Source organism: Paenibacillus sp. QJM3NY_38 (genome assembly GCF_056173265.1).
Window position 1 is genome coordinate 2,452,342 of the sequence record NZ_CM149665.1, and the last position, 14,916, is coordinate 2,467,257.

Below are 14,916 nucleotides of genomic sequence, written 5' to 3' on the forward strand. Positions count from 1 at the left end.
GATGATGGGAAATTGGTTGAAGCGGTTGGAGCAATGGCTTGGTGGAGGAGCTGGCGGAGCAAGAAAAATGCAAACCTTCAGATGGTTGATCATTCTTGGCCTGATCGGCGTCGCGATTATGCTGTTCAACTCCTTCGTCAATGTGAAGAAGCTGGATCATGAGAATATCGGTCGCGAGCCGCCGCCGGAGTCTGCGGCGGTCTCAACGCCCCAAAGCGGGACTTCAACCAGCGGCGGCGGTGAGTTCGAAAGTATCGAGCAGGATTTTGAAATGCGCACCAAAACCATGCTGGAACAGATTGTTGGGGTTGGGGCTGTCGATGTCATGGTGACTGTGGAATCTACAGAAGAGCTGGTCGTCCAGCGTGATATGAAAGATACCCAGGAGCTGACGGAGGAAACCGATGCTAACGGAGGTAAGCGCCATGTAACAAGTTATCAGCGTGACGGCCAGATTGTCACCTATGAATCATCCGGGGAAGAAACCCCAATCGTCACCAAGAAGATCAAGCCTCAAGTCCGGGGTGTGCTCGTCGTAGCCAAGGGAGCCGAGAATGATGTTGTAAAGAGCTTGATCGTGGATGCGATCCAGCGAGGCCTCAATGTCCCGTCTTATCGTATATCCGTTGTCCCGCGTAAACAGGAATAACCGCAGCCAATCGAATGATCCGATCATTCGTGCCAAGGTTTTCATTCAAAGGAGGAAACGTTCAAATGAATAACAAAAGACAAACCATATGGTTAGTATCCATGCTTAGTTTGATGGTCATCCTGTCAGCTTACTACTTATTCACCGACGATTCGGGCACGAAAGCGCCGCCGGTTGCCGAGAGCACGCAAGTGGACGGTCAGAAGCCGGGAGCCGGACAAGAAGCAAACGGAACCGCAGGCACTGGCGACGAGCTGGTTGTGAACGAAGTGCTTGAAGAAGGCACAGACGGTGATTCCGGTGCCAATGAGCAAGGGACTGGTACGAGCGATACAGGTGCGGCCGGAACGGAAAATCCTGCAGAAGCAACACAAGGTGAGCAAGGAAAAGCCAGCGGCGAAGACGGTAAAATGGAAGAGCCGGAAGTGAAGGAATCCCAAGAGGGAGCCGAGAATTCCAAAGACGCTAGCAGCACAGGCAAAGAGGGAGCCGAGGAATCCAAAGACACAAGCAGCACCAGCAACGGTAACAAATCGGATGAAGAAGTGCTGGAGCAAGTGGCGGCCAATGCAACATCCGCAGCAGCCCAGTTGGAGTCCTATAAATTGGACCGCTCACAAAAAAATATGAAATTATACGATGAGTTAATGACAAAGATCGACAATCATGAGAACAAGCCGGAGCAAACAGCTCAAGCAACCGAGCAGCTGAAAGCAGCCGAAGCGAAAGAGGAAGTGATTCTCAGCATCGAAGAAGCGCTGCAGCAGCAATACGGCAACGCCGTTGTGAAGGAAGAAAGCGAGAAGTATAATGTGGTCGTTCTGAGTGAAAAACTCGATGCTAAAGGTGCAGCCGGCATCGTGAGTCTTGTGATGAAGGAATTGAAGGTTTCGCCGGATAAAGTAACCGTTCAATATGTTGCGCCATAAGCTTGTCTGCAGATTTCAACATAAATCACGGATATACGATAAACCGAAAGAGTCTAAGGATTGCCTTGGGCTCTTTCTATTTCGCTCGATTGTGATATAATACTCTAAGCTATTGACTGACTGTCCTAAGCAAGGGCTTCCAAGAAAGTGAAGGAGTGAACGTCGATAATGTTTAAATTAAACGAAATCAAGGAACTTATTAAGCTGGTGGATCAGACTTCCGTGCATGAACTGGAAATTGAGAGCGAAGGTACACGCTTATCCATTAAGAAACCCAATGCAGCCGAGGTTGTTAACAACTATCAGGCAGCGCCGCAAGCGTATATACCGGCACAGCAAATGATGGCACCACAGATCGTACAGCCGAATACGGCGAATCAAGCACCTGCAGCGGCACCACAGCAGGATTCAGTGGAGGATAGTAACAGCTCATTACATAAAATCGTATCACCGATGGTAGGGACCTTCTATCGTTCCCCATCGCCTGAGGCCGGGCCGTTTGTCAGTCCCGGGGACAAGGTGACTGAGAAATCGACGGTCTGCATCATTGAGGCCATGAAACTGATGAATGAACTGGAAGCAGAGATCAAAGGCGAAATCGTTGAGGTTCTCGCACAGAATGGTCAACTTGTAGAATTCGGGCAGCCTCTGTTTCTGGTGAAGCCGGAGTAATATGGAGGGACTCGCCAAGAACGAGAGTCGCAAGAGTCCGAAGGAGGTTACTGCATGAGATTTCAAAAAGTGCTTATCGCGAACCGGGGAGAGATTGCCGTTCGTATCATCCGGGCTTGCCGGGAACTTGGCATCGCAACGGTTGCCGTATATTCGGAGCCGGACCGGGAATCCCTGCATGTTCGCTTGGCGGATGAGGCCTACTGCATCGGCCCTACGTTATCGAAAGACAGCTATTTGAATTTTACCAATATTATGAGCGTGGCCACACTGACCGAGTGTGACGCCATACATCCCGGTTACGGCTTTTTGGCCGAAAACGCGGATTTCGCGGAGATTTGTGAATCCTGCAACATTACCTTTATCGGTCCTTCCGCTGACGCGATCAACCGTATGGGAGACAAGGCTGTTGCGAAGCAGACGATGAAGGATGCCGGTGTTCCGGTTATTCCGGGATCCGACGGACTGGTCGAGGATCTGAATGAAGCCGTTATGCTTGCCCGCGATATTGGATATCCCGTCATTATCAAAGCTACTGCAGGTGGCGGAGGTAAGGGTATCCGGATCGCCGAGGATGAAGAAACGCTGGTTAAACAGATTACAAACGCACAGCAGGAAGCCCAGAAGGCCTTCGGCAATGCAGGCGTATATCTGGAAAAATATCTGACCGGCATGAAGCATGTAGAGATTCAAATTATCGCCGACAAACATGGCAACGCCGTGCATCTCGGGGAGCGTGACTGTTCTGTGCAGCGACGGAGACAAAAGCTGGTTGAGGAAGCTCCTTGTCCGGTGCTAAGTGAAGAGGTACGCAGCCGGATGGGCGAAGCCGCCGTTCGCGCCGCGAAGGCCGTTAATTATTCCGGTGCAGGTACGCTTGAATTTTTGCTCGGTCAGGACGGTCAGTTCTACTTCATGGAGATGAACACGCGGATTCAAGTAGAGCATCCAGTGACCGAGATGGTGACCGGGGTTGATCTGATTAAGGAAATGATCTCCGTTGCGGAGGGCAACACGCTCTCTTTCACTCAAGAAGAAGTCGTTATTAATGGCTGGTCCATTGAGTGTCGGATTAATGCCGAGAATCCGGACAAGGGCTTTATGCCTGCCCCTGGAACCATTCAGTTCTATTTGCCTCCGGGAGGTCCTGGCGTGCGGGTAGACAGTGCGGCATATCCCGGTTATACCATTTCGCCTTATTATGATTCGATGATTGCCAAGCTGATTGTATGGGCGCCGACCCGCGATGAAGCGATCGCGAAGATGAAGCGCGCTTTGGCCGAATTCGAGATTGAAGGGATCTATTCAACCATCCCGTTCCATCAGAAACTGATGAACCATCCTACCTTCTTGAAGGGTGACTTTGACATTAAATTTTTGGAAGAAAATGAGATTTGAAACCTTTGGCCAAGTTTGTCATAAACTTGGCCAAATGGTATAGTATGAGTAATAAGAGCGCATGCCTTATGCAGTTCGGGTGCATCCGCTAACTTATTCCGAAAGGTGTGTTGAGACAATGGCGGAAACATTGCCTACAGAATTTGAACGTACAGATATCGGTGAGATTCAGATTGCACCGGAAGTTATTGAAGTTATCGCTGGACTTGCTACGGTAGAGGTACGTGGGGTTGCAGGGATGAGCGGAGGCTTTGCAGGCGGCATTGCCGAACTGCTCGGACGCAAGAATTTATCCAAGGGTGTCAAAGTGGAAGTTGGACAACGGGAAGCTGCTGTTGACGTATCCGTTATCGTGGAGTATGGCCATCGTCTTCCTGAAGTAGCCGGAGAAATCCAGCGCAACGTGAAACGTTCGATTGAGAATATGACAGGGCTTACGGTAATTGAAGTCAATGTACATATTCATGATGTTCACTTCATGAAATCCGTGGAGAAGACGGAAGAATTGGATCTGGCTCAACGCGTGAAATAGAACAGTGTGAGGCTAGCCCTGGGCAGCAATGTCGAGGGTTTCATCTAATTTTTAAGGAGGCTGTGCTGAATCGTGGCCAAAATCATGGACAGACTTTTGCTGTTTATCTACAGCTTAAGTATCGGTGTTATATCCGTAGTTGCCATCCTCCTGTTGAGTGGCGCTGTTCCGTATGAATTGACGAGTGTTCAGGAACAACGCCTTTTCTGGGCTGGAATTATCGTAGCTGCGGTTTTGTTTTTACTGAGCATCCGTTTCTTCTTCATCTCCGTAAGGCGCGATCGCTCGAACCTGAATTCCATCGATCAGCGCACGGAATTTGGCGACATCCAAATCTCTGTGGAGACGATCGAGAATCTCTGCCTGAAGGCGGCTTCGCGCGTGCGGGGAGTCAAGGATTTGAAATCCCGGATCAAGGTATCTCAATCGGGTCTTGATATTGCGATTCGTGCCGTGGTTGATGGTGAAGAATCCATTCCTACACTGACAACGGAAGTGCAGAAGCAGGTGCACGACTTTGTTAAAGATACAACAGGAATACCCGTGTCATCCGTATCCGTATATATTGCTAACGTGGTTCAGGCACCAAGCTTCAAGAGCCGCGTGGAATAGAGGTGAGCTTCCCCAATGCCTTGGAAAGAAATATGGGAGAGTCACAGAGGAAGAATTGCCGGGGTGACCGGCGGGCTTGTGTGCGGACTGATTTACTTATTATCCGGTTTTTGGGATATGCTGTTCTTTGCATTAGTGGTATTTATCGGCTATATATTTGGCAAGCGCAAGGATCTGAAGCAAGGTTCCATGTTCCACTTTCAGGAATGGGGACGATGGCTTTCCGAGCGCTGGCGGCCGTTTAAATGAACCCTGTGATATGCTTTCTCCGGAAAAAATGCTGAGGACAGGTGTCGTGCGCCTTTTTTGCGGAGAGAGATATTCACAGGTTTTTTTTTGGCGTTTTAATTGTTGTCAAGTCTTGACGGCAAATGGATCATACTAATTAGAAAAATGGATTCAGCAGGGTCCACAGGAGGAACAAAATGAAAAGACGTGTAGCAAGAGAGATTGTCGTTCAAAGCCTTTACCAGATGGAGATGAACGAAGTCGACAGTGTGGAAGCCGTGTCGATGCTGCTCTCGGAAGCGGCCGAAGAAAATGAGACCGAGCGGGTCATCGGCGACGAAGTTCTAATGAAGGAGTATGTGCTGCAATTGGTCAATGGAACATGGGAATCCAAGGATTCGATTGATGAACTGCTCGCTCATTATTTGAAAGGCTGGCAGGTAAGTCGTCTTTCCCGTGTGGATCGTCAAATCCTGCGTCTGGCTGTATATGAACTGACATCCCGTGAAGATGTGCCTGGCAAGGTAGCTGTGAATGAAGCGATTGAGTTGTCCAAGCATTTCGGAACCGAGGAATCAGGGAAGTTCGTCAACGGTGTACTGGGCCGGATGATTCAGGAGCTGGATCAAGTCAAGGTGAAGCTGCGTCAGTCTTAATCTGTACGCTTAAGCTAAGCTTGAATCGGCATCATTCAATCATAATGGAGGAGAGATTAGGATGACAGCAGCAACGATAATTAGCGGAAAACAGATTTCTGAAGAAATTCGCAAGGGGATTGCGTTAGAAGTAGAACAATTGTCCAAGCAGAATGTACGTCCTGGTTTGGCTGTTGTACTTGTAGGTGATGATCCGGCTTCGCATGTTTACGTTCGCAACAAGGAAAAGGCATGTCAGGATCTGGGCTTTTATTCCGAGGTACACCGTCTTTCCGCGGAATCCAGCCAGGAAGAAGTGCTGGCGCTCGTGGACAAGCTTAACGAACAGGAATCCATTCACGGAATTTTGGTCCAGCTCCCTTTGCCCAAGCACATCCATGAGAAGGCCGTCATTGATGCGATCGCAGTGGAAAAGGACGTGGACGGTTTCCATCCAGTTAATGTGGGTAACCTCGTAATAGGCGATGACAGTCTGCTGCCGTGCACGCCTGCCGGCGTGATTGAAATGATCAAGAGGACAGGCATTGAGATTGCAGGCAAGCATGCGGTTGTAATCGGGAGATCCAACATCGTTGGCAAACCGGTATCACTTCTCCTCCAGCGCGAGAACGCCACCGTTACGATGTGTCACTCCCGTACGGGGAATATGGCTGAAATCGCTCGCCAAGCAGATATCCTGGTCGTTGCAATCGGCAGAGCGAATATGATTGATGCCAGTTATGTGAAGCCGGGCGCCGTCGTGATTGATGTAGGCATGAACCGTTTGGAGAACGGGAAGCTTGCCGGGGACGTGGACTTTGAGAGCGTGAAGGAAGTTTCCGGTCCGATTACTCCGGTTCCTGGAGGCGTGGGCCCTATGACCATCACGATGCTCATGCAGAATACCTTGATAGCCGCCAAAAGGCTGAATGGGTTGAGCTGATATGAAATCGGCAGATCCAGGACGAGTATTATCCGTTAAGGATTTAAACCGTTATATCCGCATGAAAATGGAAGGTGACTCCAGGCTCTCCGACGTATGGATCCGCGGTGAAATTTCGAATTTCACCCATCACTCCAGCGGACATATGTACTTTACCTTAAAGGATGAAGGCAGCCGGATTCGTGCGATCATGTTTGCGACTCATAACCAGAGGCTCCCTTTTATACCGAAGGAAGGCTCGCGCGTCATTGCCCGGGGCAATGTGTCGGTATATGAACGAGATGGTCAATATCAATTCTATGCGGTTCAAATGCAGCCCGACGGGATCGGCAGTTTGTATCTTGCTTATGAACAGCTGAAGTCGAAGCTGGAGGAAGAGGGCTTGTTTGCAGCCGAGCGCAAGCGCCCTTTGCCGCGTTATCCCAAGACAATTGGTGTTATTACCTCGCCGACGGGCGCCGCGGTTCGGGATATTATGATTACGATCCGGAGACGGTACCCGCAGGCAAGAGCCATTCTTTATCCGGTGCTGGTTCAAGGCAAAGGGGCTGCTCCTTCGATCGTGAAGGCGATTCGGACGATGAATGACATGGCTGAGGCTGATGTGCTCATCGTTGGCCGTGGCGGCGGATCACTGGAAGAGCTGTGGGCGTTTAATGAGGAGATCGTTGCAAGAGCTATTTATCAATCCGATATTCCCGTCATTTCGGCCGTTGGACACGAAACGGATTTTACGATCGCCGATTTTGTTGCAGATTTACGAGCCGCAACGCCGACGGCCGCCGCTGAACTTGCGGTACCGAGCAGCGCGGAACTTAGGGGGCAGCTTGTTCAAAGACAGCGCCAGCTGAACCAGGGACTTCAGCAGCGTCTTAAGCGGAGTCGTGAACGTTTATTTTCGCTCCAGCGTTCCCCGGTTCTGGTTCATCCCCGCCGGTATATGCTTCAACATGCCGAACGGTTGGACATGCTGTCCCAGCGGCTGCAGGGCAACCTCAAATCCCGGTTATCCCTGGTCCGTCAGCGACAAAAATCACTGCATCAGGGACTAATCCGGTATAATCCGCGAACCCAAGCGGAGTTTGCCGCGAGAAGAAAAGATCAGGCCAACCGGCAGTTAATGAATGCGATGCAGTCGATCATGAAATCCAAGGTATCGCAGCTGCAAACCGAAATGAGGCATCTCGATGCGCTCAGTCCGCTGAGAATTATGTCCAGAGGATATAGCCTCGTGTATGACGAGGCAGAACAAAAGCTTGTGAAATCCATCGAAGATGTTCAGTTAGGCGATTTGGTTAACGTGAGGGTCAGCGACGGACAGCTGCAGTGTCAAGTGTGGGGAATGAAGGAGGATGAAGAGAATGGCGAATGAAACATTGGAGATCAGCTTTGAAGAAGCGATGGCGCAGCTCGAGACGATTGTAGAGCAGTTGGAAGATGGAGATGTGCCGCTGGAAAAAGCGATCGATTTATTTCAACAGGGCATGAAGTTGTCGCAGATGTGCAGCAAAAAGCTGGAGCAGGTTGAGCAAAAAATCGAAATGATCGTGGAAGAAGGCGGAGAACTGAAGCGTAAGCCTTTTGGCGGGACGCTGGATGAGACAGGTGAACTGGGTGAATAACAAACTTCCGATTCATCAATATATGAATGAGATTTGGGACAGACTGGATAGCGAGTTAACAAATCTTTTTCCGCCAGGCTGGAAAGTTCCTGAAACCCTTCGCCAGTCCATGTCGTATTCTTTAATGGCAGGCGGCAAGCGAATGCGTCCGCTGCTTGTCATTGCGGCATGCGAGGCCGGAGGCGGCAACCGTGATGCCGCGCTTCCAGTCGCTTGCGCCGTTGAGATGGTCCATACATATTCCCTTATCCACGACGATCTTCCAGCGATGGACGATGACGATTATCGCCGCGGCAAGCCAACGAATCATAAGGTTTTTGGCGAAGCGAGCGCTATTTTGGCCGGCGATGCCTTGCTGACGCATGCTTTTTACAGCGTAATCCAGGCTGCCAGAAAGCATGGTATTCCAGCTGAGCGCGTGCTGTCAATTGTGGAGGATCTTGCGGAGTATGCAGGTCCGCGGGGGATGGTAGGCGGACAGGTTGCCGATATGGAGGGTGAACAAGGGATAACGACGTTAGAGCAGCTTGAGTATATTCACCTGCACAAGACGAGTGATCTGATCATGTTCTCGCTGATGGCCGGCGGGCATATTGCCGGGTGCTCGGAATCCCAGATTGAATCCTTGCGAACCTTCGGGCATCATATCGGCCTTGCATTTCAGATTCAAGATGATATCCTGGATCTGGTCGGGGATGAGTCCAAGCTTGGGAAGCCGGTACAAAGCGATGTGAAACAGGAAAAAGTGACGTATCCGTACTTCATCGGTTTGGACGCATCGAGGCGTGAAGTCGAGCGCCTGACAGCAGAAGCCAAGCGGGTCATTTCCGAAGGGAATTTCAATGATCCCTCCAGAATGCTGGAGATCGCTGATTTCCTGATGGCTCGGGATCACTAAGCACGCTTTACATGCAAACGGTTTTTTTGTGATATAATGTCTGTTAATGGCTGATTTCATAACAGCTGAAGAACGTAAACTTAAACAAGGAAAGCGGGGAGATTCTTCGTGCTTCTTCCAAATATCAAACATCCCGAACAACTTAAACATCTATCGGTGGACGAACTCGAGGATTTAGCAGGACAAATCCGTCATTTTCTAATCGAAAAGCTGTCCGTTACCGGTGGCCATCTTGCACCGAATCTGGGAGTGGTTGAACTCACGCTGGCCTTGCACTATTGCTTTGACAGCCCTCGTGACAAGATGATATTTGACGTGGGCCATCAAGCCTATGTACACAAGATCTTGACCGGACGAATGGATAAATTTGATACCCTCCGTAAATACAAAGGCTTGTGCGGCTTCGTAAAGCGTTCCGAAAGCGAGCATGATGTCTGGGAAGCCGGGCACAGCAGCACCTCGCTGTCTGCCGCAATGGGTATGGCGATGGCGCGTGATCTGAAAGGTGAGAACAACCGGGTGATCGCCTTGATTGGTGACGGCGCACTTACTGGCGGTATGGCGTTTGAAGCGCTCAATCATATTGGCCATGAGCAGAAAAAGCTGATGGTCATCCTGAATGACAACGAAATGTCGATTGCGCCGAATGTGGGTGCCATGCATAACTACTTAAGCAAGATCCGATCTGATCGTTATTATCTTCGTGCCAAGGACGAAGTGGAAATGCTCCTGAAGAAAATTCCTGCCATCGGCGGCAAACTGGCCAAGACGGCAGAGAAGATGAAGGACAGCCTTAAATATATGATGGTTCCCGGCGTTTTATTCGAGGAACTCGGATTTACCTATCTGGGCCCAGTAGACGGACATGATCTGAACAAACTGATTGATACGTTAAAGCAGGCCGACAATGTGGATGGACCCGTTCTGATTCATGCCGTAACAACCAAAGGCAAGGGATACCGCCCGGCTGAATCCGATTCTCATAAATGGCATGGGATTACGCCATATAAGATTGAATCCGGCCAAGTCCTTAAAGCGGTAGGAAATCCGATGTACACGGAAGTATTCGGACAGACGCTGATTGAACTGGGAGAACAGGACGAACGTATCGTGGCCGTTACGCCGGCGATGCCGAGCGGCTCCGGCTTGATCCCGTTCAGCAAGAAATTCCCTGATCGTATGATCGATGTGGGGATTGCCGAGCAGCACGCCGCGACCTTGTGCGCAGCATTGGCAATGGAAGGCATGAAGCCTGTATTTGCGGTGTATTCCACGTTTATGCAGCGTGCGTACGACCAAATCGTGCATGATATTTGCCGCCATAACGCCAACGTGATGTTTGCGATTGACCGTGCCGGCTTTGTTGGTGCAGATGGCGAAACCCATCAAGGGGTATACGATGTAGCTTTCATGCGTCATATCCCGAATATCGTCATTATGATGCCAAAAGACGAGAACGAGCTTCGTCATATGATGAAAACAGCGCTCGATTATAATGAGGGACCTATCGCTTACCGATACCCTCGGAACAATGTGCGCGGCGTTCCAATGGACAACGAGCTGGTACCGATTCCTATCGGGACTTGGGAAGTCGTTCGTCCTGGCGAAGGATATGCGATTCTGGCATCCGGTCCTATGGTTCAGTTGGCCGAGGAAGCTGCGGAGCAGCTCAAGCGGGAAGGCATTACGGTAGAAGTCGTAAATGCCCGTTTCCTTAAACCGCTTGATGGAGGCATGCTGCGGAATCTGGCAGAGACGGGGACATCCATGCTGGTTCTGGAGGAAGTTTCGCAAGCGGGAAGTATGGGCAGCGCGGTTCTGGAGTTTTTTGCGGAGCAGGGAATCCATGACGCGGTCGTATCTTTAATGGGGATCGAAGACCGGTTTATCGAGCATGGCAGCATACCGCAGCAGCGTGAAGAAGTAGGGCTGACATTGGAATCGGTTTGTCAGGAGATCCGGAGCTTGAAGAATGCCCGGACAGCCGGGCTCGGCAAGAGAAGTTTTATGTCTTAGTAACCATCGGGAGTATAATATGGATTCATCTCAGAAAGAACGAATTGATGTCCTGCTCGTGGAGCAGGGATATTATGAGAGTCGCGAAAAAGCCAAGGCCGCGATTATGGCGGGTCTGGTCTATGCCGGAACCGAGCGGATCGAGAAAGCCGGCATGAAAATTCCGAGGACGTCCGAACTGAAAGTCAAAGGCTCGGTTCATCCCTATGTCAGCCGTGGAGGATTAAAGCTTGAGAAAGCGATTCGTTCATTCGACATCGATATGAAGGGGCGCACGATGCTGGATATCGGCTCTTCGACTGGCGGCTTCACGGATTGCGCACTCCAGCACGGGGCAAGTTATGTGTATGCGATCGACGTCGGTTATAACCAGTTGGATTGGTCGCTCCGTAACGATGAACGCGTGTGTGTCATGGAGCGAACGAATTTCCGCTATATGACGCCTGACGACCTGAATGGCCCTCAGCCTGATTTTGCCAGCATTGACGTTTCGTTTATATCCCTTCGCATCATTTTACCGCCTTTGAAGATGCTCCTGGGTAAACCGGGAGATGTAGCTGCTCTGATCAAGCCTCAATTTGAGGCAGGGCGGGAGAAGGTGGGTAAGTCCGGCGTGGTTCGTGATCCGAAGGTTCACAGGGAAGTCTTGACGCAAGTGCTGACTTTTGCGGATGAAATTGGGTTCAAATTAAAAAACCTGACATTCTCTCCGATTACGGGTGGAGAAGGCAATATAGAATTCCTGGCCCACTGGCGATTAGAGCCGGAGGTTTCTGAAAGCTCGGAAGAACCGACTCAGGCAGATGGACAAGAACCTGTCCATTTGAGTCAATGGATTGATACCGTCGTAACGCAAGCGGCTCATACATTCACAGGAAACTCATCGAAATGATGGGTTTCTTTTGCTGAAAAAGAGGAATTTATGTTCTCATACGCGAATACAAAATTCGAGGTGAGAGGATGAATGAGCGTTATGATTGGTTATTAATGATATTGCTTGGTGTCGTCATAGCCTTGCTTATCGGTTATAGGCTGAATCGTTGGCTAATGTCGCCATCACCGGATCGACTGCCGGGCATCCCGATAAATGAACACATTCCAGATCACCCAGCGATTGGGATGCTCGAACAAGAAGGATACGACGTCGTTGGGGGTAAAGTAAAAATAAACTTGTCATTTGAAACGGGGCATAGACCCATCTTGAGTCGGTTGTTTATCGATTACATTGCATCCGATGACAGTGGCGAGCTGTACATGGTGAAGCTGGCACGGGAACGGATGCCGGTCGACTGGACGGGCTCGGGCATTCGCGATCGGTTGATGCCGTTTTTGCTGCTGTATCCCGAATGTGCCGGTCTGCTCTACATTGATGTGAACGAGAAGTCGATTCACCGTTTAAGCATGGATTGGTCGGACGAAGAATGGATTGGTCAGGATGATTACAACAGTTAATACTCAGGAGGCTCTTTATGAAGGGACAACGCCATATTAAAATCAGGGATATTATTACCCACCAGGATATTGAGACACAGGATGAGCTTGTGGACGCATTGCGTGCGGAAGGTTTTCAGGTCACTCAAGCTACGATTTCACGTGATATCAAAGAACTGCTGCTCATAAAGGTGCCTACAGATGATGGGCGATATAAATACTCCATGCCGACAGATCAGCGTTATAACCCTGTACAGAAGCTCAAAAGAGCGCTTGTCGATAATTTTGTTTACATTGACCGTACCGGTAATCTTGTCGTCATGAAATGCTTGCCTGGAACAGCCAATTCCGTTGCCGTGCTGCTCGATAATATGGAGTGGAACCAGATCATGGGGACCATTTGCGGCGATGACACGATATTGCTCATTTGCCGAACGGAAGATGACGGAGAACATGTGGTTACCCAAATCAAAAATTTCATTTCGTAATAAATATTTGTGAACATTGGCAGTTTTAAGCAGTAGCGGAGGTGGAAACATGTTAAACACGCTATCCATTCGGAATCTTGCGGTTGTAGAAAGCGTGGATGTGCATTTTTATCCGGGATTTCACGTACTGACGGGGGAGACCGGAGCAGGTAAGTCCATCATTATCGATGCGCTGGGATTAATTGCCGGCGGCCGCGGCTCGGCTGAGCTGATTCGTTATGGCTGCGACAAAGCGGAGATTGAGGCTCTGTTTGAGCTGCCTGCGCAGCATCCCGTATGGGAAACACTGAAGAAGCTGGGTGTTGAAGCGGATCCGGAAGAGCATTTATTGATTCGGAGAGAACTGACATCTCAAGGGAAAAGCACGTCGCGTATTAACGGACAGCTGTTGAATTTAAGCATGCTGCGTGAAGTTGGAGAAAAGCTCATCAATATTCATGGCCAGCATGAGCATCAAAGCTTGCTGCGTTCAGAGCAGCATATGAGTCTTCTGGACACATACGGAGATAAGGTCATCGGGCCTGCCAAACGAAAATATCAAGAATTGTACGGCGAATTCAGCAAAGTGGAGCGGGAGCTCAGGGACCTGCAGGAGACCAGCCAGAAGGCGTATCAAATGCTGGATATGTATCGGTTTCAGCTCGAGGAGATCGCGGCTGCGGAGCTAAAATCCGGTGAGGATGAGGAATTGTCCGAAGAAAGAACCAAGCTGTCCCACAGCGAGAAGATGATGGATTCCGTTGCCGGAGCATACGACCTATTGTACGGATCTTCGGGACTGGAATCCGTCAGCCGTGCCCTATCCAGATTGGAGGATGTGTCCGGCTACGATGAGAAGGGGTTAAAGCCGCTTGTTGAGCAGCTGCAATCCGCTTATTATCAGCTGGAGGATGCGGTTTTCCAGCTGAGGGATTATCGCGACAGTATTGAATTCAATCCGGAACGGCTGAATGAAATTGAACTTCGTTTAGATATGATCTCCGGATTGCGACGAAAATATGGGGATAATGTTGAGCAAATTCTGGAATACTACGTGAGAATTCAGCAGGAAACCGATATGCTGGAGAATAAGGACGAGTTTATACAAGCATTGGAACAGCGCCGTGACGAGTTGTTAAGCGTGCTGCTGGTTAGCGCGAAAGAGCTTAGTATTGCCCGCAAGCAATGTGCTCAAGATTTAGCACGGCAAGTGGAGGGAGAACTAAAGGATCTTCAAATGGAACGCACCTCGCTTGAGGTTCGCATGGAACTGCAGCTGGATCCTAACGGTTACGAATATGAAGGACATAAAGTAAGGTTGACCAGACAAGGTATGGATACGGCCGAATTCCTCATATCCGCCAATCCGGGTGAACCTCTGCGTCCGCTTGCCAAAATTGCTTCGGGTGGAGAAATGTCCAGAATTATGCTGGCGATGAAGAGTATATTTGCCCGTCATGATCAAATACCGGTCTTAATCTTTGATGAAGTCGACACAGGAGTCAGTGGAAGGGCTGCCCAATCGATTGCGGAGAAGCTGTTTTTGCTGGCTAAAACCTGTCAGGTGTTCTCCATAACGCATTTGCCGCAGGTCGCTTGCATGGCGGATCATCAGTATTTAATCGAGAAGAAGCTGGAAGCCTCCAGAACGATGACGCAAGTAGAAAACCTGACTGAAGAGGGGCGTGTAAAAGAGCTTGCACGAATGCTTGGCGGAGTCGAGATCACTGAAAAGACACTTCATCATGCCCAAGAAATGCTCAATCTGGCGGCAGCGCAAAAGGCTTCCAGAACGGCTCTGGGTCAATGATTGACAGTTATAAATCCTTAAGGGCAGGGTAACTTAAAGGTACGCAATTGGCGACCACCTTTTCGTCAAGCGAA

At 49.9% G+C, this 14,916-nt stretch carries 17 protein-coding genes; all 17 read left to right on the plus strand.

The window, feature by feature from the left end; genetic code table 11:
* The first annotated feature begins 4 nt into the window (after positions 1-4).
* The 17 genes from spoIIIAG (at position 5) to recN (ending at position 14,842) form a co-directional block, all read left to right on the plus strand.
* A complete protein-coding gene (spoIIIAG, locus tag AC0VZ8_RS10820; RefSeq protein WP_201259460.1) occupies positions 5-649 on the plus strand; it encodes a stage III sporulation protein AG in 645 nt (214 codons plus the stop codon).
* A 65-nt stretch (positions 650-714) separates the two neighbouring features.
* Positions 715-1,578, plus strand: a complete 864-nt coding sequence (locus AC0VZ8_RS10825) for a SpoIIIAH-like family protein (RefSeq protein ID WP_475486819.1) — start codon at positions 715-717, stop codon at positions 1,576-1,578.
* Positions 1,579-1,746: 168 nt separating this feature from the next.
* Positions 1,747-2,250: an acetyl-CoA carboxylase biotin carboxyl carrier protein gene (accB, locus tag AC0VZ8_RS10830; RefSeq protein WP_071223851.1), complete on the plus strand. Its 504-nt coding sequence runs from the start codon at positions 1,747-1,749 to the stop codon at positions 2,248-2,250.
* Between the two features lie 54 nt (positions 2,251-2,304).
* Positions 2,305-3,648, plus strand: a complete 1,344-nt coding sequence (gene accC / locus AC0VZ8_RS10835; protein WP_475486820.1) for an acetyl-CoA carboxylase biotin carboxylase subunit — start codon at positions 2,305-2,307, stop codon at positions 3,646-3,648.
* Between the two features lie 118 nt (positions 3,649-3,766).
* Positions 3,767-4,180 (plus strand): Asp23/Gls24 family envelope stress response protein, encoded by a 414-nt coding sequence (locus AC0VZ8_RS10840; RefSeq protein ID WP_009591235.1) that lies wholly within the window; start codon positions 3,767-3,769, stop codon positions 4,178-4,180.
* A 72-nt stretch (positions 4,181-4,252) separates the two neighbouring features.
* A complete protein-coding gene (amaP, locus tag AC0VZ8_RS10845) occupies positions 4,253-4,792 on the plus strand; it encodes an alkaline shock response membrane anchor protein AmaP (protein ID WP_071223854.1) in 540 nt (179 codons plus the stop codon).
* Positions 4,793-4,807: 15 nt separating this feature from the next.
* A complete protein-coding gene (locus AC0VZ8_RS10850; protein ID WP_006209372.1) occupies positions 4,808-5,041 on the plus strand; it encodes a DUF2273 domain-containing protein in 234 nt (77 codons plus the stop codon).
* Positions 5,042-5,217: 176 nt separating this feature from the next.
* Positions 5,218-5,676 (plus strand): transcription antitermination factor NusB, encoded by a 459-nt coding sequence (gene nusB, locus AC0VZ8_RS10855; protein ID WP_071223855.1) that lies wholly within the window; start codon positions 5,218-5,220, stop codon positions 5,674-5,676.
* Positions 5,677-5,737: 61 nt separating this feature from the next.
* Positions 5,738-6,598, plus strand: coding sequence for a bifunctional methylenetetrahydrofolate dehydrogenase/methenyltetrahydrofolate cyclohydrolase FolD (gene folD, locus AC0VZ8_RS10860; protein WP_475486821.1), 861 nt, complete (start codon positions 5,738-5,740; stop codon positions 6,596-6,598).
* Position 6,599: 1 nt separating this feature from the next.
* The gene (gene xseA, locus AC0VZ8_RS10865; RefSeq protein WP_475486822.1) at positions 6,600-7,970 is read left to right on the plus strand and encodes an exodeoxyribonuclease VII large subunit; all 1,371 of its coding nucleotides are present in this window, start codon (positions 6,600-6,602) and stop codon (positions 7,968-7,970) included.
* Positions 7,960-8,220, plus strand: coding sequence for an exodeoxyribonuclease VII small subunit (gene xseB, locus AC0VZ8_RS10870; RefSeq protein ID WP_009591232.1), 261 nt, complete (start codon positions 7,960-7,962; stop codon positions 8,218-8,220). Before xseA ends, xseB begins: the two co-directional genes overlap by 11 nt.
* A gap of 22 nt (positions 8,221-8,242) precedes the next feature.
* Positions 8,243-9,118: a polyprenyl synthetase family protein gene (locus AC0VZ8_RS10875; RefSeq protein ID WP_397376650.1), complete on the plus strand. Its 876-nt coding sequence runs from the start codon at positions 8,243-8,245 to the stop codon at positions 9,116-9,118.
* 108 nt (positions 9,119-9,226) lie between these two features.
* Positions 9,227-11,134: a 1-deoxy-D-xylulose-5-phosphate synthase gene (gene dxs / locus AC0VZ8_RS10880; RefSeq protein ID WP_260064015.1), complete on the plus strand. Its 1,908-nt coding sequence runs from the start codon at positions 9,227-9,229 to the stop codon at positions 11,132-11,134.
* Positions 11,135-11,153: 19 nt separating this feature from the next.
* Positions 11,154-12,026: a TlyA family RNA methyltransferase gene (locus AC0VZ8_RS10885; RefSeq protein ID WP_216530922.1), complete on the plus strand. Its 873-nt coding sequence runs from the start codon at positions 11,154-11,156 to the stop codon at positions 12,024-12,026.
* A gap of 68 nt (positions 12,027-12,094) precedes the next feature.
* Positions 12,095-12,586 (plus strand): hypothetical protein, encoded by a 492-nt coding sequence (locus AC0VZ8_RS10890; RefSeq protein ID WP_071223860.1) that lies wholly within the window; start codon positions 12,095-12,097, stop codon positions 12,584-12,586.
* A gap of 17 nt (positions 12,587-12,603) precedes the next feature.
* The gene (gene ahrC, locus AC0VZ8_RS10895; RefSeq protein WP_475486823.1) at positions 12,604-13,053 is read left to right on the plus strand and encodes a transcriptional regulator AhrC/ArgR; all 450 of its coding nucleotides are present in this window, start codon (positions 12,604-12,606) and stop codon (positions 13,051-13,053) included.
* 49 nt (positions 13,054-13,102) lie between these two features.
* Positions 13,103-14,842, plus strand: coding sequence for a DNA repair protein RecN (recN, locus tag AC0VZ8_RS10900; RefSeq protein ID WP_071223862.1), 1,740 nt, complete (start codon positions 13,103-13,105; stop codon positions 14,840-14,842).
* The last annotated feature ends 74 nt before the right edge of the window (positions 14,843-14,916 follow it).

Bases quoted from the DNA above. Each gene is read 5' to 3' on its own strand.
- folD (WP_475486821.1), top strand. From the start codon at position 5,738: ATGACAGCAGCAACGATAATTAGCGGAAAACAGATTTCTGAAGAAATT.
- AC0VZ8_RS10825 (WP_475486819.1), top strand. From the start codon at position 715: ATGAATAACAAAAGACAAACCATATGGTTAGTATCCATGCTTAGTTTG.
- AC0VZ8_RS10890 (WP_071223860.1), top strand. From the start codon at position 12,095: ATGAATGAGCGTTATGATTGGTTATTAATGATATTGCTTGGTGTCGTC.
- accB (WP_071223851.1), top strand. From the start codon at position 1,747: ATGTTTAAATTAAACGAAATCAAGGAACTTATTAAGCTGGTGGATCAG.
- AC0VZ8_RS10885 (WP_216530922.1), top strand. From the start codon at position 11,154: ATGGATTCATCTCAGAAAGAACGAATTGATGTCCTGCTCGTGGAGCAG.
- AC0VZ8_RS10840 (WP_009591235.1), top strand. From the start codon at position 3,767: ATGGCGGAAACATTGCCTACAGAATTTGAACGTACAGATATCGGTGAG.
- spoIIIAG (WP_201259460.1), top strand. From the start codon at position 5: ATGGGAAATTGGTTGAAGCGGTTGGAGCAATGGCTTGGTGGAGGAGCT.
- xseA (WP_475486822.1), top strand. From the start codon at position 6,600: ATGAAATCGGCAGATCCAGGACGAGTATTATCCGTTAAGGATTTAAAC.
- AC0VZ8_RS10850 (WP_006209372.1), top strand. From the start codon at position 4,808: ATGCCTTGGAAAGAAATATGGGAGAGTCACAGAGGAAGAATTGCCGGG.
- AC0VZ8_RS10875 (WP_397376650.1), top strand. From the start codon at position 8,243: ATGAATGAGATTTGGGACAGACTGGATAGCGAGTTAACAAATCTTTTT.
- ahrC (WP_475486823.1), top strand. From the start codon at position 12,604: ATGAAGGGACAACGCCATATTAAAATCAGGGATATTATTACCCACCAG.
- accC (WP_475486820.1), top strand. From the start codon at position 2,305: ATGAGATTTCAAAAAGTGCTTATCGCGAACCGGGGAGAGATTGCCGTT.
- nusB (WP_071223855.1), top strand. From the start codon at position 5,218: ATGAAAAGACGTGTAGCAAGAGAGATTGTCGTTCAAAGCCTTTACCAG.
- recN (WP_071223862.1), top strand. From the start codon at position 13,103: ATGTTAAACACGCTATCCATTCGGAATCTTGCGGTTGTAGAAAGCGTG.
- xseB (WP_009591232.1), top strand. From the start codon at position 7,960: ATGGCGAATGAAACATTGGAGATCAGCTTTGAAGAAGCGATGGCGCAG.